The sequence below is a fragment of the Brinjal little leaf phytoplasma genome (assembly GCF_978563805.1).
The window spans coordinates 112215-136240 of the sequence record NZ_CEAFKD010000001.1 but is presented as its reverse complement, the minus strand read 5'-3'; the positions used below and the strand labels follow the sequence as shown (position 1 = coordinate 136240).

Annotated in this window: 20 protein-coding genes; 7 read left to right on the top strand and 13 right to left on the bottom strand. The window is 21.7% G+C overall.

Going from position 1 to position 24026, the window contains the following annotated elements; all coding sequences use genetic code 11:
• Nucleotides 1-390 precede the first annotated feature (390 nt).
• From rpsF to ACTCUI_RS00560, 7 genes are all read left to right on the top strand, one after another.
• Nucleotides 391-678 (top strand): 30S ribosomal protein S6, encoded by a 288-nt coding sequence (gene rpsF, locus ACTCUI_RS00590; protein WP_463430759.1) that lies wholly within the window; start codon nt 391-393, stop codon nt 676-678.
• A 4-nt stretch (nt 679-682) separates the two neighbouring features.
• Complete coding sequence (locus ACTCUI_RS00585) at nt 683-1123, top strand: single-stranded DNA-binding protein (protein WP_463430757.1); 441 nt, start codon at nt 683-685, stop codon at nt 1121-1123.
• 52 nt (nt 1124-1175) lie between these two features.
• Nucleotides 1176-1403, top strand: coding sequence for a 30S ribosomal protein S18 (rpsR, locus tag ACTCUI_RS00580; RefSeq protein ID WP_323805911.1), 228 nt, complete (start codon nt 1176-1178; stop codon nt 1401-1403).
• A 168-nt stretch (nt 1404-1571) separates the two neighbouring features.
• Nucleotides 1572-4085, top strand: coding sequence for a 50S ribosomal protein L9 (gene rplI, locus ACTCUI_RS00575; protein ID WP_463430755.1), 2514 nt, complete (start codon nt 1572-1574; stop codon nt 4083-4085).
• Between the two features lie 48 nt (nt 4086-4133).
• Nucleotides 4134-5480, top strand: a complete 1347-nt coding sequence (gene dnaB, locus ACTCUI_RS00570; protein ID WP_463430753.1) for a replicative DNA helicase — start codon at nt 4134-4136, stop codon at nt 5478-5480.
• Nucleotides 5481-5532: 52 nt separating this feature from the next.
• Nucleotides 5533-6615 (top strand): peptide chain release factor 1, encoded by a 1083-nt coding sequence (locus ACTCUI_RS00565; RefSeq protein WP_463430751.1) that lies wholly within the window; start codon nt 5533-5535, stop codon nt 6613-6615.
• Between the two features lie 4 nt (nt 6616-6619).
• Entirely contained in the window at nt 6620-7174 is a 555-nt protein-coding gene (locus tag ACTCUI_RS00560; protein WP_463430749.1) for an L-threonylcarbamoyladenylate synthase, read from the top strand.
• Here the strand turns inward: ACTCUI_RS00560 and holA are convergent.
• From holA to ffh, 13 genes are all read right to left on the bottom strand, one after another.
• Nucleotides 7164-8150, bottom strand: coding sequence for a DNA polymerase III subunit delta (gene holA / locus ACTCUI_RS00555; protein WP_463430747.1), 987 nt, complete (start codon nt 8148-8150; stop codon nt 7164-7166). The genes ACTCUI_RS00560 and holA overlap by 11 nt on opposite strands.
• 29 nt (nt 8151-8179) lie before the next feature.
• Complete coding sequence (locus tag ACTCUI_RS00550; RefSeq protein WP_463430745.1) at nt 8180-9085, bottom strand: tyrosine recombinase; 906 nt, start codon at nt 9083-9085, stop codon at nt 8180-8182.
• Nucleotides 9086-9150: 65 nt separating this feature from the next.
• Nucleotides 9151-9906 (bottom strand): YitT family protein, encoded by a 756-nt coding sequence (locus ACTCUI_RS00545; protein WP_463430743.1) that lies wholly within the window; start codon nt 9904-9906, stop codon nt 9151-9153.
• A gap of 48 nt (nt 9907-9954) precedes the next feature.
• On the bottom strand, nt 9955-12717 hold the full coding sequence (ileS, locus tag ACTCUI_RS00540) for an isoleucine--tRNA ligase (protein WP_463430741.1): 2763 nt from the start codon (nt 12715-12717) through the stop codon (nt 9955-9957).
• Between the two features lie 44 nt (nt 12718-12761).
• Nucleotides 12762-13880, bottom strand: coding sequence for a redox-regulated ATPase YchF (gene ychF / locus ACTCUI_RS00535; protein WP_463430739.1), 1119 nt, complete (start codon nt 13878-13880; stop codon nt 12762-12764).
• 286 nt (nt 13881-14166) lie between these two features.
• Complete coding sequence (locus tag ACTCUI_RS00530) at nt 14167-16164, bottom strand: heavy metal translocating P-type ATPase (protein ID WP_463430737.1); 1998 nt, start codon at nt 16162-16164, stop codon at nt 14167-14169.
• Nucleotides 16165-16309: 145 nt separating this feature from the next.
• The gene (locus ACTCUI_RS00525) at nt 16310-16993 is read right to left on the bottom strand and encodes a SpoVG family protein (protein WP_463430735.1); all 684 of its coding nucleotides are present in this window, start codon (nt 16991-16993) and stop codon (nt 16310-16312) included.
• Between the two features lie 108 nt (nt 16994-17101).
• On the bottom strand, nt 17102-17956 hold the full coding sequence (rsmA, locus tag ACTCUI_RS00520) for a 16S rRNA (adenine(1518)-N(6)/adenine(1519)-N(6))-dimethyltransferase RsmA (protein WP_463430732.1): 855 nt from the start codon (nt 17954-17956) through the stop codon (nt 17102-17104).
• Nucleotides 17949-19220 (bottom strand): HD domain-containing protein, encoded by a 1272-nt coding sequence (locus tag ACTCUI_RS00515; RefSeq protein WP_463430730.1) that lies wholly within the window; start codon nt 19218-19220, stop codon nt 17949-17951. Before ACTCUI_RS00515 ends, rsmA begins: the two co-directional genes overlap by 8 nt.
• 108 nt (nt 19221-19328) lie before the next feature.
• Entirely contained in the window at nt 19329-19916 is a 588-nt protein-coding gene (gene pduL, locus ACTCUI_RS00510) for a phosphate propanoyltransferase (protein ID WP_463430728.1), read from the bottom strand.
• Between the two features lie 171 nt (nt 19917-20087).
• Nucleotides 20088-21749, bottom strand: a complete 1662-nt coding sequence (locus tag ACTCUI_RS00505; RefSeq protein ID WP_463430726.1) for an AAA family ATPase — start codon at nt 21747-21749, stop codon at nt 20088-20090.
• Nucleotides 21746-22609 carry a 5'-3' exonuclease gene (locus tag ACTCUI_RS00500; protein ID WP_463430724.1) on the bottom strand — a complete coding sequence of 288 codons (864 nt, stop codon included), beginning with the start codon at nt 22607-22609 and terminating at the stop codon, nt 21746-21748. Before ACTCUI_RS00500 ends, ACTCUI_RS00505 begins: the two co-directional genes overlap by 4 nt.
• Before the next feature lie 57 nt (nt 22610-22666).
• Complete coding sequence (gene ffh, locus ACTCUI_RS00495; RefSeq protein ID WP_463430722.1) at nt 22667-24016, bottom strand: signal recognition particle protein; 1350 nt, start codon at nt 24014-24016, stop codon at nt 22667-22669.
• Between the last annotated feature and the right edge of the window lie 10 nt (nt 24017-24026).

Here is a 24026-nt window from a genome sequence, read left to right as displayed (position 1 = left end):
CTTTTTTAAACAAAAAAATAAGTCAAACTATTTTTTTTAATAAATAGTTTGACTTATTATGTAATTTTTTAATACTTTTGTTTTTGATGGAGCAGGACAGACATTATTTCTTTGATTTGTTAAAATTTATATGTATTATTGATATTATTTAATTATTTGTTTGATTAAATATTTTATTAGAAAAATTTATACTCAATTTATTAAATTTAATTTGTAAATTAAAGTTAATAAATTTAGTATAATAAAATGAGATTTATTTTAAATGAAAAAAATATTTTTTTAAAATAAAACAAATTTAGGATTTAAAAAATAAATAAAAAATAATTTTAATTCCTTGTCTTATTTTTATAAAAATAAGAACAAAAGACCATAAGGAGCATTTTCAAAAAAATGAAAAAATATGAAATATTATATATTTTAAAACCTACTTTAAACGAAAAACAAGTAGATGAAATCAAAAAAAAAATTAATAGTATTTTTGAAAAAGAAGATAATAAATTAGAATATCAAAAAACAGAATTAAAAACATTATCTTATCCTATTAAAAAGTTTACTCAAGGTTTTTATAATAATGTATTAGTAAAAGCTAATAATGATATGGTTACAGAATTCAAACGAATTGCTAATATTACAGAAGAAATTATTCGTCATGTTATATTAAGATTGGATAAAAAATAAAATAATGATAAATAGAGTTATTTTAGTAGGTCGTATCACTAAAGATCCTGAATTACGTTTTATTCAAGGCGATATTCCTTTGGTGAATTTTACTTTGGCAGTAAATAGAAATTTTACTAATAAATCTGGAGTTAAAGAAGTTGATTTTATTCGTTGTTCATTATGGAATAAACAAGCAGAAAATTTAGCTAAATATGTATTAAAAGGAGCTCTTTTAGGTGTCGAAGGTAGTATTAGAGTTACAAGTTCTGAAAATAATAATCAAAAACAATTTTTTACAGAAGTAAAATGTGATTCGGTTCAATTTTTATCAAATAAAAACAATTCATCAAATAATAATAATGATTATTATTCTAACCAAGATCATAACAACATGAATGTTGATGAAAATCATACACAAAATCAAAAATTAATTATAGACAATGAGGAAGAATTGCCTTTTTAAATTTGGGATATATAATTAGATTTTAATATATAAATGAAAGGTATAAAAATATATAAAAATGAATAAACGAAAAAAATTTTATAAAAAACGTCCGAAAGTATGTTTTTTTACTGAAAATAAATTTACTAGAATTGATTTTAAAGATGTAAATTTATTAAGTCGTTTTATCACTGATAGAGGTAAAATTTTACCAAGTAGATTTAATAAAATTTCAGTTAAATGGCAAAAACGTTTATCTAAAGCTATTAAATTAGCTCGTATTATGGCTTTAATTAAATAAATAAAAGACAAGCATTTTTTTATTAAATATTGCTTGTTTTCTTTTTATTATATTTTATTTAAAATAGGTTAACGAAATATTTAATTTATTTTTATATAAGGAATATTTTGATTGAGAGTAAATGATAAAATAAAAAATTAGTATAAGAAACGAGTTTTTGTAAAGTTTATGTATAAAAAAAATCGATCAAAAATTTTTAATTATAAAAAAAGTATATTAATTCTTTTTTTAATTCTTTTTTTTATATATACTTTTAAATTTGATAAAGATAATATAACAAAAATTTGTAATAGTCCTAATGAAGCTTTATATGAAATACGTTCAGCTTTAATAAATTTATTAGTTAGTATTTTAGGAAAAATAGTTATTTTTCTTATTTTTATTTGCTTATATTATAATTTTTATCATTTAGTTGAAATTAAAAGATTAAAGAGTCGATTAAATTTATGGACTAACTTATCTTATTATATTAATCAAGTAGGTGAGGAAGTTTTTAATGAATTACCAATCGGAATTGTTTTAGTTGATAATGTTTTTTATAAAATTCAATGGATTAATAATTATGCTAATAATATTTTAAAAAAACCTGATTTAGATTCTTATTTAAAAGACGTTAATTCTTCTATGTTTGAATTATTAGAATCTTCAAATAATAAAGTTGTTTTACATATAGGTGAAGAAGTTTTTGATTGTTTATATAAAAAAGAATTTAATGTTTTTTATCTTTTTAATGTTACCGAAAGAGAACAAATAAAAAAAATTTATAACCAAAAAACTCCTACTTTAATTTTTGTATCTTTTGATAATTTAGATAATTCATTTAAAAAATTAGATTTATCAGAACAATCCCAAATCGAAGTAGAGTATTTAAGCGCTTTATCAGATTTTTTTGAAATTTATGAAAGTTATTTAAAACAATTATCAGATGATAAATTTTTAGTTTTATTAAATTATTATCAATTGGAAAATATAATTAAGGATAAATTTTCTATTTTAAAAACAGTCCGTGATATATCGAATAAATATAAATTAAAAATTACTCTTTCTATAGGGGTTGCTTGTTATAATTTACCTTATAATAAAATTTCTAATTATGCTCAAAATGCTTTAGAATTAGCTCAAAAAAGAGGTGGAGATCAAGCAGTTGTTAATATAGAAAATCAAAAAATATTATATTTTGGAGCAACAACTACCTCTTTGAACACTGATTCTAAAATATCAGCTCGAATTAATTCTGAAATAATCGAAGATTTGATTTTGAAACATCAAAATTGTTTTATTATGGGTCATATTCATCCTGATTTAGATTCTTTAGGTTCTATGATACTTTTTTATAAAATAGCTTCATCTATTAATATAAATCATAAACATTATTTAATTATTGACGAAGAAAAGACAGATGCTAATTTTAAATTTATTTATCAAGATTTATTTCAAGAAGAAAAACATTTAGCTAAACAAATTATAAAAACATCACAAGCAATAAAAATGATAAATGAAAATTCACTTTTAGTTATTGTTGATACTCAAAGTTTAGATATCGTTCATAGTCCAGAATTATTAAAATTAACTTCTAATGTAATTATTTTAGATCATCATAGAGCAACCGAAAATACTATTAATAATATTTTTTCTTATGTCAATTCTATAGCTTCTTCAACTGTTGAAATTTTAACTGAATTTATTAGTTTTTTTAAATATTCTATTGAAATAACTCCTTTAGAAGCTAGTTTGATTTATGGCGGAATGGTTATAGATACAAATTATTTTACTGCTCGTACTAGTTCAAGAACTTTAGAAGCGGCAGCTAAATTAATTTCTTTAGGCGCTGATGTTGGGAAAGTGAAATTTTGGTTAAGAGAAGAATTAAATAAAATTTTAGAAATGAATGAATTAATTGCTAAAATGGAACTTTATATGGGGAAGTTCGCTATTATTAGAAATAATAAGATATGTAATGATCGTTCTTTTTTAGCTAAAATTTCTGAATATGTTTTAAATATTCAAAATGTAGATGCTGCTTTTACAGTTTCCGAATTACAAGATAATAAAATAGGTATAAGCGCGCGTTCTTATAGTGAAATAAATGTCCAAATAATTATGGAACAAATGGGAGGCGGCGGACATATTAATAGTGCAGCTACCCAAATAGAAAGCGATAGTTTAGATGATATAATTTCTCAATTAAAAAATATATTATCTTTAGAATATAAAGAAAGTTTAAAAAATATGAAAATTATTTTATTAGAAGATGTCAAAAATAGAGGCAAAAAAAATGATATTATCGAAATTAAGTATGGTTACGGTAATTTTTTAATTAAAGAAAAAAAAGCACTTTTAGCTACTGAACAAAATATTAAACAAATAAAAAAAGAACAAATATTACAAGAAGAAGCGCAAAAAAAACATAATTTATTAATGCAACAAGTAAAAAAAGATATCGATGATAAACAAATTGATATAATAGTTAATATAGGGCCACAAGGCAAAATGTATGGTAAAATAACTTTACAACAAATTGTGGATGAGTTTCATAATAAATATAATATATTAATTAATAAAAAGAAACTTGTACTAGAAAGCGAAATTAATTCGTTAGGCAAATACAAAGCAAATGTTTTTTTAACAAAAGATATTATTGCTTCTTTTATTATAAATATTAAAGATTTAGACAAGAAATAATATTTCTTGAATTATTTTATAAAATTTATTGGATGAAATTTATAAATAATGAGTGAACAAAATATAAAATTACCTTTTTATTTAGATGCAGAACAAGCTATTTTAGGTATTATTTTTTTAGATTCTAAGAAAATTTTATCTACAATGGATAGATTAGAAACAGAAGATTTTTTTAATATTGAACATCAATATATTTATGAAGCTATGAAAACTTTGTTTAAAGAAAACAAAGATATTGATTATTTGTCGGTATTGAAAATTTTAGAACAAAAAAAGCAAAAAATAGGAGACGGAACCAAATATTTATTTCAATTAAGTAATAATATTCCGTCTATATACCATTTAGATACTTATATTGATTTTGTGCGCGATGCCTCCCTTAAAAGAGAAATAATTACTACTGCATCAGAAATTTATAATGAGGGAATTAGTAATCAGAATATTGATTTTCAACATTATTTAAATATTACAGAAGAAAAAATTTTTCAAATTTCTAAAAAGAAAAAAACAAGTAATCTTATTGAAATAAAAAAATTATTAAAAGAAATAGAACATAAAACTATTTATAACAAAAGAGAAAATAAAATTATTGGTTTAAGTACTGGTTATCATAATTTAGATGATATTACTTTGGGATTGAAACCAGAAGAACTTATAATTTTAGCAGCAAGACCTTCTATGGGTAAAAGTAGTTTTATGTCTAATCTTGCGATTAATATAGCTAAAAAAAATCAAAAAGCTTTTGTTGTTATTTTTAGTTTAGAAATGTCTAATGAACAATTAGGTTCCAGAATGTTAAGTTCTGAAAGTCAAATTTTTCATAAAAAAATTCAATTAGGACTTTTAAATGAACAAGAAATAAATTTATTAAAGATAAATTCTCAAAATTTACAAAATTTAAATATTTTTTTCAACGATTCTGCAAGTGCTAATATATTGGATATTCGTGCTCAATGTCGTAAAATGAAAAATCAAAATAAATTAGATTTTGTTATTATTGATTATTTACAATTGATTGGAAAAGTTAATAAACCCAATTCTAAAAATTTTTTTAATCGTCAAGAAGAAATAGCTGATATTTCTAAAAGTTTAAAACAAATGGCTCGTGAATTAAAAATTCCTGTTTTGGCTTTATCACAGTTATCACGTGAAGTAGAAAAAAGAGAAGATAAAAGACCTATTTTATCTGATTTAAGAGATTCCGGAAGTATCGAACAAGATGCCGATGTTGTTATGTTTTTATATCGCCCTAATTATTATAATAAAGATATGAAAACAGAATTATCAGATTTAGGTTATACAGAATTAATTATTTCTAAAAATAGACAAGGAGCTGTAGGAATTAAAAAATTTAATTTTAATTTAAATTGCCTTTCTTTTTTTGAAATAGAATAAAATTAAAAAAAATTTGTATTTTTTTAATAAAAAAAGGAATTTATGATATAAAATGCTAGAACAACTCGAAATAATAAAACAAAAATATTTAAATTTACAAAAAAAAATATTATCTGATGTGAAAAATTTAAATAATGTAGAATTATTAAAACAAATAAATGAATTAAAAAAAATCGTTTCTATTTACGATGAATACCTTAATTTAATAAAAGAAAAGGAAAATCTTCAAAAATTAATTACACAAAATAATTTACAAAACTCACAAAACGAAAATGAATTTGTTTTATTATTTCAGGAAGAACAAAAGATTTTAGATACTCAAATTCAAGAAAAATTAGATAAATTACAAGAAAAACTATTTACTAAAGACGCAGATAAAAACAAAAATGTTCTTATGGAAATTAAAGCAGCAGCTGGAGGAAACGAATCTAATCTTTTTGTAGCTGATTTATTTCGTGCTTATGTTAAATATGCTGAAAGCAAAAAATGGAAGATAGATATTATTAATTTAGTTTCTGGCGTTAAAAGTGGTATTTGCACAGTAGAAATGCTGATTTATGGCGATGATGTTTATTCTTTTTTACAATATGAATCAGGAATACATAGAGTTCAAAGAGTTCCTGAGACAGAAAAAAGAGGAAGAGTTCATACTTCTACAGTTAAGATTTTAGTATCTTCTGTATTAGAAGAGACTAAGATAGATTTAAATTGGAATGATATTCGAGTGGATACGTTTAATTCAAGCGGCCCAGGAGGACAATCAGTTAATACTACTAAATCAGCAGTTCGTTTAACTTATATTCCTACAGGAGATAGTGTGGCTTGTCAGATAGCTAAAAGTCAACATCAAAATAAAGAAAAAGCTTTTCAATTATTAAAAAACAAGATATATAATAAAATAATATCTGAAAAACAAAAACAACAAAATGAGATTAAAAAAAATTTAATTAGTAAAGGTGATCGTAGTTCTAAAATAAGAACTTATAATTATGCTCAAAATAGAATTACTGATCATCGTATAGATTTAACTTTACAAAAATTAGATTTTTTTATGGAGGGCAGAATAGATTTAATTATAGAACCTTTAATAGAAGAATTTAATAAAAAAAATTTGAAAGAACAAATAAAAATATAAATATATGTTAAAACATAAAATTATTATTTTTCCTACAGATACGGTTTATGGTTTAGGTTGTTCAATATATGATAAAGAAAGTTTAAAAACTATTTATAATATTAAACAAAGAGATTTCAATAAACCTATTAGTGTTTTATGTTCTTCTTTGGAACAAATAGAAGAAATAGCAATTATAAATGAAAAGATTAAAAAATTAATTTTTTATTTTTGGCCCGGCCCATTAACTATTATTGTTTTTAGTCAAAAAAAATATTTTTATAGAACTAATGAAAAAAAAATAGGAATTAGAATTCCTAATCATCCTTTGGCTTTGGAAATTTTAAAAACAAAAGGTCCTTTAAAAACTACTTCTGTCAATAAAAGCGGCGAACCCCCTTTAAATAATTATTCAGAGATTATAAAACAATTTCAACATAAAGTTGATTATATTTATTCTAATGATCAAATTCCTACTACTAATTTAAGTTCTACTGTTATTGATGCTACTTTACTTAATTTGACTTTGGTTAGGGAAGGTTTTATTTCTTTTTCAAAGATAAATAAAATTATAAATTAAAAATTGTATTTATTAAAAGATATTTTAAATTGTTTTCGTTTTTTATAATTTCTTTTTTAAATTTGTAATATAAATCAAAAAATATTAAAAATAAATTTTCTATTTTATTTATAGGCAATAGTTTAATTTCTTTTATTAAAAAAAAGGTTTTTTCTATAGGATATTGTAAAATATTACTTATTTCATTCTCTTTTTTATTTTCTATTATTAAATGTTTTATTAAAATCATTCCTTGTAATTTATTTAAAATTTGATAAATAAGCAAAACAGGATCTTTTTTTTTATTTATCAAATTTTCGCATAATAGATGAATATTTTTTTTATTGATGTCATTATCATTAAGAACTGATTTAATAAATGCAAATATATTGTCATCTTGATGATAAAATATTAATTTTTTAATGATGTCCAAATTTTTAATTTCTTTTGTTTGTGTAGATAAATGATATAATTTAATTTTTTGAATTTCTTCTTTTAATAAAAATAAATTATTTTTGATTGTATGTATTATAAAATAGACAATTTCCGAATTTATTATAAAACCGTCATTTGTGAATTGTTCTTTAGTATATTTAAATAAATCTTTGTAAGATAGTTTATTTTTTTTGTAAATATGGAAATTTTTATATATTTGTTCTTGTATATCAGACGTCAAATTATTATCTTTTTCTTCTACTAAATAAATAATGATATTTTCTTGTGGTTTTTCAAAAAAATTTAATAAAAAATTTAAATTTATATTTTTTTTTTGCATTAAAAAAGAAAGATTTTCTATAAAAAGTATTTTTTTATCATAAAAAAAAGAACTAGTGTATAATTCTTTTGCTATATTTTGTGCTATTTCTATATAATTATTCATTTGAATATAATAAAATAAAAATTGATAATTTTTTTGTTTGCACAAATTCTTTAAATTATTTTTTTCTTTTTCTAAAAAAAATTCTTGATTATATATAAATAAATTTAAAGAATGCATTATTTTTTATAACCCCCTTTTTTTATGAATTATTTTATATTTGCTCTAGGATGATATTTCAAATATGTTTTTTTCAAATATTTTTGACTAATATGAGTATAAATTTGAGTAGTAGTAATATCTTCATGACCTAAAATATTTTGTAAAGTTCTTAAATCCATTCCATTTTCCAATAAATGAGTTGCAAAAGAATGTCTTAATGTATGTAGTGAATATTCCTTTCTCAAATTAGCTTTTTTAGTTATTTGTTTGAAAATTTTATAACAACCTTGTCGTGATAAACGTTCTCCTTTTTGGTTTAAAAAAACAAAATCATTTGTTTTTTGTTTTAATAAGGATAAACGTCCTTTTTTGAAATATTTTTTTAATTTTTTTGTAGAATATTGAGTTATAGGAATAATTCTTTCTTTAGAACCTTTACCTTTAACAATGATATAAGATTGTTGTAAATTTAAATTGGATAAAGTTAGGTTTAAAATTTCTGATATTCTTAAACCTGAACTATACATTAATTCGAAAAAAGCTTTATTTCTTAATGAAATGAAAGTATTTTTATTATCAATGCATTCTAAAAAGACATAAATTTCTTCTAAAGATAAGACTAAAGGTAATTTTTTTTCTATTTTAGGTATTTTTAAAACAAGAGTTACATCCTGGTTTACTTTTTTTTCTAAAAATAAAAAAGAATGAAATTTTTTAATAACAATAATTTTTCTAGCTAAACTTCTACTACTAATTTTTTGTATATTATTAATGTTTTCTAAAAACAATGAAATATCTTTTTTTGTTATTTGATTAGGTTTTTTGATATTTAAGTTAGTAGTTATAAAATTTAAATATTGTGATATATCATTTAAATAAGCTTGAACAGTGTTTGATGATAATAAAAGTTCATGTTGAATATACGCTTTGAATTCTAACAAAATATTTTTCATTTTGGTCTTGAAACTTTCTGTAATATTAAAAAAATATTATTCTAAAAGATTTTTTTTATTAGAATCTAAATTTGGTCTAATATAAAATATATAACACAAGAATTTATTATTAATTTAATGAAAGTTAAGATTAAAGAATCTAAATTAAATTCGTTTTTATATAGATAAACAAAAAGAACTGAAAATATAGCTATAGAATAATTTAATATATTAATATATAAAGATATGCTTTTTTGTTTATAAATAGATAAATATTTAGCTATAATATCTATTCCTCCAGTTGAACTACCTATTTTGATGCAAGAACTAGTAATTAATCCTGAAAAAAAAGCAACAATTAGAACTCTGATCAAAGTTAACCTGAAACCACTATTTGGTTTTATTAAACCAAAACAATTACTTAAAAAATGTAAAGAACCATTTGGTTTATTGATTAAAGGAGTTAATATAAAGAATAAAAGAACAAAACCAATTGTATTTATTAAAGAATTTATACTAAATTTTAAATCTAATTTGGGGAAGGCAATGAAGATAAATAATAATAAATTAATTAAACCAAAAAGAATAGCAACAAACCAACCATTAAAAGATGGATTATTTCTCCATTCATCATTTGTTTTCATTAAAATTTTAGCTATAGCATCACAAAGACCGTGCATTCCTGTTGTGTATAATTGAATATTATAATCTCCACTTATAAATATAACATCCAATAAAACATATAATAAAAGTAAAAATAAAGAAATAATTACCGTTTTAATATTTTGTTTAGTTAAAAATTTATTACTATTTACGGAATTATTTGATATTTGTTTTATCATATTATAATATTTTTATACACCTATATTCTAATGATTTGATTATATATTTTATTGTTCAAAGTATTTTAAACAACGATCGCATAATTTGTTTAAATCTTTATTTTCTATGATATTCCAACATCTAGGACAAGCATTACCTGTTGCTAGCAAAATATTAATATTTAAAGATTTATGTTCGATTATTTGTATTTGAGATACAATTAATAATTGATGTAATTTGTCTTTAATTTCTAAAGAATTTATCATTTGGATGTATTCTTGTGGTAAATGTAAAATTAATTTAGCTTGTAAAGAAGCAGTTATAATTTTATTTTGTCTTGCTTCTTCTAATTGTTTTAAAATTTGTTCTCTTAAAATAAAAAATAATTTATAATTATTTTGTTTTTCATTTAATTGTTGTTTTTGATAATAATTAGTGATCCAATTTTGCAGTTCTTTTTTTTGAGGAATTGATTCTAAATAAATATCTTCTTTTTGAGTAAATGATAAATTTTGATACACTTCGGCAGTAGTATGAGGAATAATAGGAGTTAAAATTTTCAAAAAATACATTAAAAGATCGTATATATTGGATTTAATTACATTTTTTTCCCAATTATTTTCTTTTTCAATATATAAAATATCTTTACCAAAATCTAAATAAAAAGCGCTCATTTTATTCGAAATAAAAGGATATAATAAACTCATAATTTTTTCAAAATTATAATTTTCGTAAAAATCTATTATTTGTAAAAAAATATTTTGAAATTCTAATATAAATAATTGATGGAATATAGGTCTTTTCTCAATCGGAATATAACATTCTTTCAAAGGGTCAAAATTATTTAAATTGCCTAACATAAAACGAAAAGTATTTCTTATTTTTTTATATTTTTCTTCTATTTGTTTTAATATATTATCGTCTAATTTCACATCTATATTATAGTTGATATGAGCAACCCATAATCTTAGAATATCCGCGCCTTTTTGTTTTATAATTTGTAAAGGATCAACAACATTATTCAGTGATTTACTCATTTTTTGGCCTTTACCATCCAAAACAAAACCATGAGTAACAATTGTTTTATAAGGTTTTGCATCAAAAGCTGCTATAGAAGTAATTAAAGAAGAATTAAACCAACCACGATATTGATCTGCACCTTCTAAATAGACATCTGCAGATTCCAAATTGTTGTATAACTTTTTAAAGGTGCTATAAGAAGTACCAGAATCAAACCAAACATCCATAATATCCATTTCTTTTTTAAAAATATTATTAGGACTTTGTGGATTTGTATAATTAGGAGGTAATAATTTTAAAGGTTCCCATTCAAACCAAATTTCTTTACCATTTTTTTCAATTAAATTAGCTACATGTTGGATTACAAATTCATCTAAAATAGGTGTATTATTTTCTGTATAAAAAATAGGAATTGGCGCTCCCCAAATTCTTTGTCTACTGATAACCCAATCTTGTCTATCTTTTATCATATTATGCATTTTAATTTGTCCCCATTGAGGAATCCATTTTATTTTTTTAATTTCTGATAAAAGTTGTTTTTTAATTTTTGCAATATTTAAAAACCATTGCGGGATAGCTAAATAAATAATTGGTTTTTTATTTCTTTCATCATGAGGATAAGAATGATTGAATATTTCTGAATGTAGTATGAGTTTTTTTTCTTTTAAATCTGACACAATCATATGGTTAGCTTTTTCGTAAAATAAACCTTTATATTTGCCAGCAATTTCAGTCATTAAACCTTTTTGATCAACACTCAATAATATGTCTAAATTATATTTTTCACTTAATATAAAATCATCATAACCATGTCCTGGAGCAATATGAACTAATCCAGTTCCTTCTGTGTCTGAAACAAAACTATCTAAAATAATTTTTCTTTTTTGCTGAAATAATTCATTTTGATAAAAACAGTTTTTTAACAAATTTCCTTTAAAAGTTTTAATAATTTTGATGTTTTCCCAATTAAATTTTACTTTTAACTTATCTAAAACTAAATCGCTTAAGATATATTTTTCTTTATCGTTTATTTGAATTAAACAATAATTTTTGTTTGGATTTAAACAAACAGCTGTATTAGCCGGTAAAGTCCAAGGTGTTGTTGTCCAAACTAATAAAGATGTATTTTTAAATATATTTTCTTTTAAGTTTATATTTAAAAGAGGAAAAAGAACAAAAATAGATAAAGATTGATGATTTTTATATTCTATTTCTGACTCGGCCAAAACAGATTGTAAAAAAGGAGACCAATAAATAGGCTTTAATTTTTTAAAGATTAATTTTTTAGCAATCATTTTACTAAAAATACGGATTTGATCAGCTACAAAAGTATTATTTAAAGTTAAATAAGGTTTCTCCCATTGACCTAATATACCTAATCTTTTAAAATTTGTTTTCTGTTGTTCTACAAATTTTAAAGCTATTTCTTCACATTTATTTAAAAAAGTTTTTTTGGTCTTTAATTGATTTTTAGAAAATTTTTTTAATACAACTGATTCAATAGGTAGTCCATGACAATCCCATCCAGGAATATAAGGAGCGTGAAACCCTTGCATTGTTTTAAAACGTAATATAAAATCTTTTAAAATTTTATTTAAAGCATGTCCAATGTGAATATTGCCGTTGGCATAAGGAGGCCCGTCATGTAAAAAAAAACAAAGGTTATTTTTGTTCTTTTTTAAAACTTTATCATATAATTGAATATCTTCCCATTTTTGTTCTATTTCAATTTCTTTTTGGCTTAAATTACCTTTCATCGGAAATTTTGTAGAAGGCATTGTCAAGGTATTTTTATAATTTATATTTGTCATAATATTATTCTCCATTTTTTATAATAAAAAAAATTGTAATTATTTTATTTAATTTTATTTTGTTTAGAAACATTAAAGTAAAAAGTAATAACATCTCCATCTTGAACTAAATAATTTTTTCCTTCTAATCTTAATTGACCGTTTTCTTTTATTTGAACAAAATTGTTATTTTGCATTAAATCTTTAAAATTAAAAATTTCTGCTTTTATAAAACCTCTTTGAAAATCGCTATGAATTATGCCTCCGCATTCAGAAGCGGTCATCCCTTTATAAAAAGACCAAGCTTTTGTTTCTGTTTTACCTGTTGTAAAATAAGTTTGCAATCCTAAAAGTTTATAACTTTTTTTAATAATTTCTTGTAAAGCACTATTTTTTAAATTATACATTGATAAAAAATTTTCTTTTTCTGTTTTATTCAAAACAGATAATTCTTTTTCTAATAAAATACAAACTGGAATAAATTCTCTTTCTTTTTTTTTAGCATGTTTTGACATTTGTTGAAAAAATGAATTATTTGTTAAATCTAATAAATCTTTTTCTTGAAAATTACCAATATAAATCATAGGTTTTAAAGATAATAAATTAAAATTTTTAATTATTTTTAATTCTTGACTGTTTAAATTTAATTTAGATATATTATTGTCTTGTTCTAAATTAGATTTTAATTTTTTTAATAAATCTTCTTCTTTTAGTGTTTCTTTATTTAACAAATTTTTTTTTTGTCTATTTATTTTAGATAAACGTTTTTCAATTTGCTCCAAATCAGATAAAATCAATTCTGTTTCTATTGCGATACTTTCATTGACAGGATCTACTTTGTCATTAACATGAATAATATTTGGATCATCAAAACATTTAACTACATGACAAATAGCATCTACATCTCTAATATGATTTAAAAATTGATTTCCTAATCCTTCTCCTTTAGAGGCGTTTTTGACTAAACCAGCTATATCTATAAATTGGATTTGTGTTGTTATAATTTTTTGAGATTGAAAAAGATTAGCTAAAAAATTTAAACGTTCGTCTTGAATTGATACAACACCAACATTAGGTTGTATAGTAGCGAAAGGATAATTAGCTTCTAATACTTTCATATTTGTTATTGCGTTAAATAAAGTTGATTTCCCAACATTAGGTAATCCCACGATTCCTACTTTCATTTTTTTCTTTACCTTTTGTGAATTTATAAATATATTTATTATTTTTTTTTTGAAAGAATTGATATTTTTTTATTTCAAATTAATGAGTTTTTAATACAAACTATATATATAATTATTTTACTTGAAAAAAATTTTTTAATTTATATTAATAAAAATATCTTTTATTAAAGATGCTTTTTTGAATATTTATTTATCATAAAATTTTATATAAATATTTTAATTTTTTTATTCTATTTAAAAAGTCATATTAAAATAAATAAAAAAACTATTTCGTGAAATAGTTTTTTTATTTAATGTTGTTTCTTAATCTTAAACAATTAAAAATAACTAATAAAGTACTACCTTCATGAGCGATAACCGCTATAGGTAATGATATATTTCCAATAAAATTAATTAAAGAAAATATTACTATAATTAAAAAAGCAAATACAATATTTTGCCATATTATTTTATTTAATTTATAAGATATTTTATGAGTGTATATTATTTTTCTTAAATCATTTTTTATTAAAATAATATCTGCAATGTCTATAACTACATCGCTTCCTTCTTGTAAGGTTATGGAAACATCTGAGTTAGCTAAAGCTGGTGAATCATTTATGCCATCCCCTATCATAGCTACAATATGATTTTTCTTTTTTATTTTTTCGATATATTTTGCTTTGGTTTCTGGTAAACAATTAGATAAAAAAGAATTCAAATTTAACTTAGAAGATATAGCTTTTGCTACTTTTTCATTATCACCTGTTAACATTACTGTATTGATTTTTTTATTATTAAAATATTCGATTAGCTCTTTGGCTTCCGGTCGAATTATATCAATTATAGCGATTGACATAATAATTTCATTATTGTGACTCAAATAAATAACTGTATTCCCTTTTTTTAAAAATTCTTGAGTTTTTTGTTCTATTTCTAAAGGGACTTTATCAAAAATATTATATTTAGCTACTTTATAGAAATTATTTTTTTCATCTGTAGCTTCAATTCCAATTCCGATTAAATTAAGAGTTTTTAATTTTAAATTAAAGTTTAAATTTAATTTTTCTTTTAAGTATTTCTGTATTGCAAAAGCTATTGGATGATTTGAATTTTTTTCGATTGTCCATAAAATATTTAAATATTCATTTTTTTTTTCGTCGGAAATATTAGATTTAAAAAAAATTTCTTGAACTTTGATTTTTCCTTGTGTTAAAGTACCTGTTTTATCAAAAGCAATAGTTTCTATATTAGATAAAATACTTAATGATTGACCATTTTTTAATAAAATTCCTTTTTGTGCTAAATTCGAAATAGCTGAAAGAGTAGCAGGAATATCAGCAACAGCTAAAGCACAAGGAGAAGATACAGTTAAAAATACCATACTTTTATAAAAAATTTTGGAAAATTCTAAATGTTGAGACAAATAAGCAAAACTCGAATCATCATAGTGTTGTAATATTATATATATTAATTGTGTTATAATTATGAAAAAAGAAGTAATTAAAAGAACTGTTTTTACATATAAAGGTTCTAATTGTTTAATTAAAGATGCTTTTTTAGAAACATTTCCTTGAATTTTTTGAGTTAATCTAATTATTTCAGAAAAAATAGTTTTATCTTCGGTTGTAGTAATTTCTATTATTAAAGTATTGCTTAAATTTATATTACTGCCAAAAACTTTATCTCCTACTTTTTTATCTAAAGGCATACTTTCGCCCGTGATTGTTGATTCATCTATAGAAGAATGTCCTGATATAATAATACCATCAGAAGGTATTTGTTCTCCGTTTAAAATTATTACTTTATCTCCTATTTTTAAATCACAAACATCTACTAATTTAAAATCATTATTTTTTTGTAATAATTTAGCTTTTTTAGGTTTTATATCTAAAAGTTTTTTTATTTCTTTTTGATTTTTTTCTTCAACGTATTCTTCTAAAAAATGAGCTCCTCCGAAAATAATAATTAATAAAACAGCTTCATTATACTTTGCCTGGTATAAAGAACCAACAGTAGCTAAAATCATTAAAATATGCACATTTAGAGTTAATTTTTTATTTTTTTTAGTATTTTTATAAGTTTTAATTAAACCTTCTTTAATAACTGAATATCCAGTTAAAAATAAAATAAACAATGTTAAAAATTTTTTTATATAATTCGTAATATTGTTGTTATCAGAAAGTAAATTAGGAATGAAATTAATAGGTATAAAAATTACAAAATAAATTAATAATCCAAAAAAAAATAAATAAATAAATTTTTTTGGATTTTCGCTTTCTTTTTCTTTGGAATTATTATTCATAAGATATAAAAGTATCTTTCTAAAGATTAATGATTTTGTATAATGAATAATTTTGTATTTTGTTAAATTTATTTCAAATAATTATGTTTTTATAAATTTTTTTTAATTATTAAAATTATTTTCATTTGTATTTTTTTATTTCTTATTAATTTGTATTTTCGTTATTATTATCACTTGTGTTTTCTATTTTTGAATTATCATTTTCATAATTGTTATCGTTTGTGTTTTCTGGTTTTTCGTTTTCCTCATTATCTTTATTATTCATCATTTCTTGAAAAACTTTTTTACATTCTGTTTCAATCATTTGTCTTGTTTCTTGTTTTATAGGATGAGCAATATCTACATAAACACCTTTAGAATTTTTTGTACTTGGCATTGCAATAAAAAGACTTCTTTCGCCTTCAATAATTTTAATACCATGAATCACAAAACAATCATTTATTTTAATAGAAGCTTTTGCTCTTAATCTAGTTTTACTATTTGGATATAAATTTACTTTAACATCTGTTACTCGAAAATTATTTGTGCTATCTATATTTTGATTTGTTTTTATTTCCATTTTATTTTCTTCTTTGTCAACCATATCTTGAAAAGTTTTTTTAATATTTTCTTCGATCATTTGTCTTGTTTCTCTATTAATAGGGTGCGCAATATCTACAAAAATTCCTTTCGAATTTTTTGTACTTGGCATCGTAATAAAAAGACCTTTATCTCCTTCAATTACTTTAATATTGCGAACCACAAAACAATTGTTGAATATAATGGATGCAATAGCTTTCAAACTGTTTTTATTAGTATATAAATTTGTTCTTACACAAGTTATTTCCATTTTAAATATATTCCTTATTTTAATATTTACTTTTTATTTATATTTGAATTAAATCATTAATTTCAATTACTATAAATTATATTAACATAATTATTAAAAAATATAATTTTAATTTGTTTTTTCTTTGTTAATTATATTTGTTTTATTTAAATTAAAAAAATCAAAAAAAAGAGAAGTTATTTCTTTGAATTTGTCAATATCTATTTCTTCTGCTCTAATATTTAATGAAATGTTATTTTTTTGAAAAAACATTGAAATTTGCTTTTTACAAATATGAAAATTTTGACTCAAATTATTGATTAAAAATTTTCTTTTTTGTTTAAAAGACGCTTTAATAAAAGGATAAAATATTTGTTCCATAAACACTTTATCTTTTGCATCTAATTCAAATTTATCAAATTTTAAAACAATACCATCTACTTTAGGTTGAGGAAAAAACATATTTTTTTTTATTATTTTAATTTTAGTAACACGAGTTAAAGATTTTATGAAAACACTTAAAGCATTATAATTTTTGTCTTTTTCGTTAGATAAAATTCGAAATCCTACTTCTTTTTGGATCATAATAGTAAAAGTTTTTATTTGAGGCAAAAATAAAATTTTAAATAAAAGAGGAGTTGTGATATAATAAGGTAAATTACCCATCAAAACTATTTCTTCTTTAGGAAAGTATTTTTCTAAATCTGCTTCTAAATTACGTGATAAAAAATTATCATAAATAATATTAATTTTTGGATTATTGTCAAAATTTAAAAAAAATTTTAAATCTTGATCAATTTCATAAGCTAAAACTTTTTTAGCTTTATTTAATATCAAACGAGTTAAAATACCTTTACCCGGACCAATTTCTACAACATTTTTATTTTCTATATCAGCTGTTTTAACGATCATTTTTAATAAATTAATATCATTTAAAAAATTTTGTCCGTATTTTTTTTTGAATATATGTTTATTTTTATTCATTTTTATATTTTCTATAAAAAAATTTTGAATCTATTTTTTGTAAATTTTTATCTTGTAGGTGCCTACTTAATAAATTAATGATAGGAGATTCCTTACTTAAAGTAGTAGTGTTTTGTTGTTTAAAATCTTTATAAATGAGAATATTATCTCCAATATTATTTTTATTTTCTTTATAGATAATTGATGTAATTTTTTTACCATCATAAGTATAATAATCTATTTCATCGATTTTATAATGATTTTTAATTTCTTGAATTTTTTGTTGATTGTCTTTATTAATATCTAAATAAGACCAAATGTTACGATTTAAAAAATCATTGCATAAATTAATTAAAATATTATCTTTTTCTTTTTTTAAATAAAAAATTAAAACATGTATATAGAAATCGTCAATATTTAAATAATTATAAATATCATCAGGTTGATTAATAAATTTTTCTAAAATTGAAATAATATCTGAACATTGAAATTTATATTTGTTTTTAAATAAAAAATCAACTCTTTTAAAAATTTGTTCTAAAATAACTGAAAAACCTATCACTTTAGTATGATAATACACTCTACAATACATATGATAACGATTGATTAAGTAATTTTCTATAGAAGTGATACTACTTTTTTTAAAAACGATTTTATTTGTTTTCTTATCTATTTCCATACTTCTGATTAAAAGATCGGAATCAATATAGCCATAACTTACTCCTGTAAAAAAGGCATCTCTTCTTAAATAATCTAAACGATCAAAATCTAATTGACTAGATAAAAGTTGTTCAATCAATTTAAATTTACCTTCTTTGTTTATGATAGAAGTAACATCTTTTTTAAAATTAAGATCTATTTTATCTAAAATATTATTGATTTCCTTATGTTCTAAAATTATCGTAGCACTTTGTTTTTCATGGTTTGTTTTAAAAATAATTTCAAAAGTATGAGAATAAGAACCATGTCCTATATCATGTAATAAAGCTGAAGTTAATAAAAGCATTTTAGTTCTATGATCGAATATATTTATCAAAATATTATTGTTTATTTCTAAAAATCTTCTAGCTAATTCATAAACTCCTAAACTATGATTAAAACGTGATTGTTCAGCACAACTAAAAACCATATGTACAAAACTTAATTGTTTTATTCTTCTTAGTCTTTGCATAGGACTAGTATCAATTAATTTTTTTAAAAAAAGATAATTGATGTATATATATCCATAAATAGAATCATTAAAAACTTCAGGTTTTTGCAATTCTTCTGGTTTATTATACTTCATAAATATTCTTTAACATTTCAATAAAATTTCTTTCCAAAGATTCATTTTATTATATATTACTTTATTTTGTGAAATTATAAAAAAATTTAGATTTTCAATAATAAATAATTAAATTATTTTAGGATTAATTAATTTTGCTTTATCACCTGTTTTTAATAAAAAAGCACTAGCATCATCAGTATCTAAATGACATTCTAAAGAAAAATTTTTATCTACTCGACATAAAACATTACCTAAAACACCTGATTTAATTCCTTCGATTTCAATATTTACTACTTGTTTATCTACAACATTAAATTCATTAGCTTCTTCTAATGAAAAATGAATATGTCTATTAGCAATAATCACTCCTTCTTTAATTTCAACTTTACCTTTCGGACCTATTAAAGTAGCTGAAGATGAATCTTTAATATCACCTGAAGATCTCATAGGAGCTTCAAATTTACATCTTAAATTATCACTTTGACTTATTTCTATTTGATCGAAATTTCTAACTGGACCTAGAATACGAACATTTTTTAAAATTTGTCCTGATGAACTCATGATATCAATTTTTTCTTCAGAAGCGTATTGTCCTTTTTGTTTTAAATTTTTTAAAAAAGTTAATTTATAATTTGGAATTCCAAATAAAATATCTAATGTTTTTTGAGATAAATGTGCATGTCTACCTGAAATGCCTAATGGTATTAATTTCATAAATTTAACTATCCTTTTTTGATTATTTGATTTTTCATTTATATACATTTAAATTGTAATTTAATTAATTTATTATTTAGAAATTTAATTTGATAATTGTTATATCAAATGATTATATAAATTATATAACACAAACACACTTTAAAAGTGGGTTTTTTTATTTTTTAGAGATTAGGATTTTTTGTCCAATATTTTTTTAAACTTGTCTTGTATTTGGCCCCCTTTTAATTCATCGCCTTTTTCTAAAATATAATATTTATATTTTTCTTCGTTCAATTCTGTTTTATTTATTTTTTTTTCTTTTTTTAATTCGTCTTTTAAATTTTGGAATGTGTTGCGGTATTCTTTTTCTTTATATTTTTTCATAATATGTTTAGCTATTTCATATGAATTGTCAATAATATTCTTAATTTCTATTTTATCGTTGTTTGACGCAATATCTTCTGTTATAATTTCACCATCTTTTAATTTGAAACACATACCTAAGTCTTGAACCATATGGTTCGCTAATGATTTAACTTTTATTAAATCATTCGAAGAACCAGAACTAATATTATTTTGTCGGAATATTGCTTCTGCCGCTCTTCCTCCTAATAAAATAATAATACGTTCAATTAGGTCATTTTGAGTTGGTAAAATTGTTTCATTTTTCAAACTAGATAATGTGTAACCTCCTATTTTGCCTTTAGATTCTACGTTGATGCGATTTACTTCTGAACCTAAAGCTTTAGCTACTAAAGCATGACCTAATTCATGTTGAATAATTGTATCTTTGTCGGTGTCACATTGTTCTTGTTCACTTTGAACTCCCATTTGTATTGCATCAAAAGCATCATATAAATGCTCTATTTTTACATCTTTCTTATCAGGAGCTAATTTAATTGCTTCTTTTATTAAAGAATTTATATCTGAGGTAGTTAAAAGAGCACTTGATAAAGTTTCTAATAGTCCTTGATCATCCTTTAAAATTTTGTCTATTGTTGTTTTTAGAATCTTGTTTTTATTTAAAAAAAATTCAATAAGTTTTTTTATTTCTTTTTTATTAGGATGTCCTAAATAAATTTTTTTACCTAAGCGACCTTCTCTAACTAAAGCATCATCTAATAATTCTTCTCTATTGGTAGAACCAAAAACAATACCATATGGTTCATTATTGGATTTAAATCCATCTATTTCGCCTAATAGAGCATTTAATGTGTTTTCTGCTTCAATATTACCAGCATTTCCATCAGAACTTCTTTTTCTACCTATCGAATCTATTTCATCAATAAAAATAAAAAAATATTTTTTATTTTCTGTATTAGCTTCTTTTTTAGCAGTTTCAAAAAGTGTTCTAATACGTAAAGCACCTAAGCCTACATATTTTTCTACTAAATCCGAACCGTTAACAATAAAAAAAGGAGCATGTTTTTTAACAGAACCAGCTAAACATTTGGCTAAATAAGTTTTCCCTGTACCGGGCGGCCCATGCAACAAAAATCCTCTCGGAATATTTTCATTTGTGTTTTCGATATTTTCAATTAAGTCTTTTATATCTTTTTTTATAGAATCAGAACCACAAAAATCTTTATCAATTGTTAATTTATTATTTTGAACTTTTTTATCCAATGCCCATTGTGTGTTTGAATGATCATTTGAAAATAAATTTTTATTATTTTTCATTTGATTTATAAGTCCGAAAAATAGAAGAATCATTAAAATATTTAAAATAATACTACTAATTTTTTGAGCTAATGACAAAAAATCCTTTTTATTTTGTTGAATGAATATTTCAGGTTCTTTTTTTGGATTGAATTCTTTATTTGGTCTTGGAAATTGCGGTTCGAAATTCATAATTCAATATTTCCTTTTTTTAATTTATATTTTTCTAAAAAAGTTTTTAATAAAAATATATTTTTATTTTGAATTTTAGTTTGAGTATAATCAAAAGATAAAGGAACGAATTTGTTAATAGTTACTAAAACACGATTAAACAAAATTTCTTTTTTAAATTGAATCAATTTAGTTCTTATTTTTGAATTTATTTGTTCTAAATTATTAAAAATGTTTTCTAAATTATTAAATTTATTTAATAATTTAGTAGCAGTTTTAGGTCCTATTGAAGGAACACCTTTAATATTATCTGAACTATCACCTGTTAGACTTTTAAAATCAATTATTTGATTTGCTTTTAAAAAAAATTCATTTTCTAACATTTGAGAATTATAATAAATAACTTTTGTTAAACCTTGTTTAATTAAACCAACTGTAATATTACAATTTATTAATTGAAGTAAATCTTTGTCACTAGATAAAATAAGAACAGAAATATTATTTTGACTTGCTTGATTAGCGATGGTACCAATAATATCATCTGCTTCATAACCATCTTGAGAATAATGATGGATCCCTGATAACGTTAAATATTCTTTTATTAAATGGATTTGATTAATTAAAGATTCTGGCGTTTTTAGACGACCTTTTTTATAATCTTCATAAAGTGTATGTTTTTGCGTTTTATGTTTAGAATCGAAAGCAACGCAAATATGATTTTCGGTTTTTTCTAAAATTTTTTTAAACATATTGATAAAAACTATTAATGCGTTTATATCTTCGCCTTCATTTTTTTTCATTAATTTGACTTTTTTATAATAAGTAGCGTAATAAGCTCTAAAAACTAAAGAATTACCATCTACTAGAACTATTTTACGCATATTTTTATATTTCATCTCCGTAAATAAATGTTTATCAAAAAAATAAAAGTATTATTTTTAATTTAAAAATTTATTTAATAAATCTTCAGGATTATTTATTTCATTTGAATCTAAATTCCCTATTTGTTTAGATATTTGTTTTTGTTTTTGAATAAAAATTATTAAATTATTTATGTCACTCATTTGATTACCTGATCCTTTAATAATTCTTGCTCTTCTTCTATTATTTTCTTCAATTAATTTAGGGTTTAATTTTTCTTCTTTGGTCATACTTTGAATAATAGATTTAAATTTTTTAATAACATCATTTTCTAAAAAAGGCATTTGTTTTATTTTAGAACTGATCCCTGGCATGAAATTTAATATTTTTTTCATAGATCCTATTTTACTCAATAAATTAAGTTGTTTCATTAGATCATTATAATTATAATCATTTTCTAAAATTCTATTTAAAACCTGTTTATCTTGTTTTGTATTTATTTTTTCTTTTACATTTTCCATTAGAGTTAAAATATCACCCATACCCAAAATTCTAGAAATCATACGTTCTGGATGGAAAATTTCAAAATTATCATCATTATGTTTTTCTGAATAAGAAGTGAATTTGATAGGTAATTTAGTGACATATTTCATTGATAAAGCTGCCCCACCTTTAGCATCTGAATCCATTTTTGTTAAAATGATTCCTGTAGCTTTTATTTGTTGATGGAAATTTTTAGCTATATTAACAGCTTGCTGGCCTAAAAGTGCATCAGCTACAATTAATATCTCTGAAGGATCACATTTGTGTTTAATATTTTGTATTTCTTTTATCATTTTAGGCTCAATAGTTAAACATCCAGCTGTATCAATGATAACTACTTCAAAATTATTTTGTTTAGCGTATTTTATACCATTTTCAATAATATTTAAAGTTTTTTCATTTTCTTGAGAAAATACTTCAATATTAATTTTTTCTCCGATAGATTTTAATTGTTCTATCGCTCCGAATCTATAAGTATCAGCAGCAATTAATAAAGTTTTTTTGTTAAGTTTCTTTTGTATAAAAAAAGATAATTTTCCGGCCGTTGTTGTTTTACCGCTTCCTTGTAAACCTATTAAAAGAATAATATCTAAATTTTTATTTAAATTTAAAGCGGTATTTGTGTGACCTAAAATAATTGTTAAAATATTTTTTATAATTTTGATAATTTGTTCTTGTGGTTTAATCCCTTTAATAATTTCTTGTCCTAAGGTTTTTTGTTTTATTAATTCATTAAATTCGGTTATAACTTCGTAACTAACATCTGATTCTAATAAAGCTAAACGAATATCTTTCATTATGGCTTCAAAATCTTGTTCATTAATAAATTTTTTGCCTTTAATTTTGTTTATTATTTTAGAAAAACCATTACTTAAAAAACTCATTTTATTTCGT

What these genes read in the sequence shown, in the direction of transcription:
- rpsF (WP_463430759.1), top strand. Translation starts at nt 391, where the DNA reads ATGAAAAAATATGAAATATTATATATTTTAAAACCTACTTTAAACGAA.
- ACTCUI_RS00585 (WP_463430757.1), top strand. Translation starts at nt 683, where the DNA reads ATGATAAATAGAGTTATTTTAGTAGGTCGTATCACTAAAGATCCTGAA.
- rplI (WP_463430755.1), top strand. Translation starts at nt 1,572, where the DNA reads ATGTATAAAAAAAATCGATCAAAAATTTTTAATTATAAAAAAAGTATA.
- dnaB (WP_463430753.1), top strand. Translation starts at nt 4,134, where the DNA reads ATGAGTGAACAAAATATAAAATTACCTTTTTATTTAGATGCAGAACAA.
- ACTCUI_RS00565 (WP_463430751.1), top strand. Translation starts at nt 5,533, where the DNA reads ATGCTAGAACAACTCGAAATAATAAAACAAAAATATTTAAATTTACAA.
- ACTCUI_RS00560 (WP_463430749.1), top strand. Translation starts at nt 6,620, where the DNA reads ATGTTAAAACATAAAATTATTATTTTTCCTACAGATACGGTTTATGGT.
- holA (WP_463430747.1), bottom strand. Translation starts at nt 8,150, where the DNA reads ATGCATTCTTTAAATTTATTTATATATAATCAAGAATTTTTTTTAGAA.
- ACTCUI_RS00550 (WP_463430745.1), bottom strand. Translation starts at nt 9,085, where the DNA reads ATGAAAAATATTTTGTTAGAATTCAAAGCGTATATTCAACATGAACTT.
- ACTCUI_RS00545 (WP_463430743.1), bottom strand. Translation starts at nt 9,906, where the DNA reads ATGATAAAACAAATATCAAATAATTCCGTAAATAGTAATAAATTTTTA.
- ileS (WP_463430741.1), bottom strand. Translation starts at nt 12,717, where the DNA reads ATGACAAATATAAATTATAAAAATACCTTGACAATGCCTTCTACAAAA.
- ychF (WP_463430739.1), bottom strand. Translation starts at nt 13,880, where the DNA reads ATGAAAGTAGGAATCGTGGGATTACCTAATGTTGGGAAATCAACTTTA.
- ACTCUI_RS00530 (WP_463430737.1), bottom strand. Translation starts at nt 16,164, where the DNA reads ATGAATAATAATTCCAAAGAAAAAGAAAGCGAAAATCCAAAAAAATTT.
- ACTCUI_RS00525 (WP_463430735.1), bottom strand. Translation starts at nt 16,993, where the DNA reads ATGGAAATAACTTGTGTAAGAACAAATTTATATACTAATAAAAACAGT.
- rsmA (WP_463430732.1), bottom strand. Translation starts at nt 17,956, where the DNA reads ATGAATAAAAATAAACATATATTCAAAAAAAAATACGGACAAAATTTT.
- ACTCUI_RS00515 (WP_463430730.1), bottom strand. Translation starts at nt 19,220, where the DNA reads ATGAAGTATAATAAACCAGAAGAATTGCAAAAACCTGAAGTTTTTAAT.
- pduL (WP_463430728.1), bottom strand. Translation starts at nt 19,916, where the DNA reads ATGAAATTAATACCATTAGGCATTTCAGGTAGACATGCACATTTATCT.
- ACTCUI_RS00505 (WP_463430726.1), bottom strand. Translation starts at nt 21,749, where the DNA reads ATGAATTTCGAACCGCAATTTCCAAGACCAAATAAAGAATTCAATCCA.
- ACTCUI_RS00500 (WP_463430724.1), bottom strand. Translation starts at nt 22,609, where the DNA reads ATGCGTAAAATAGTTCTAGTAGATGGTAATTCTTTAGTTTTTAGAGCT.
- ffh (WP_463430722.1), bottom strand. Translation starts at nt 24,016, where the DNA reads ATGAGTTTTTTAAGTAATGGTTTTTCTAAAATAATAAACAAAATTAAA.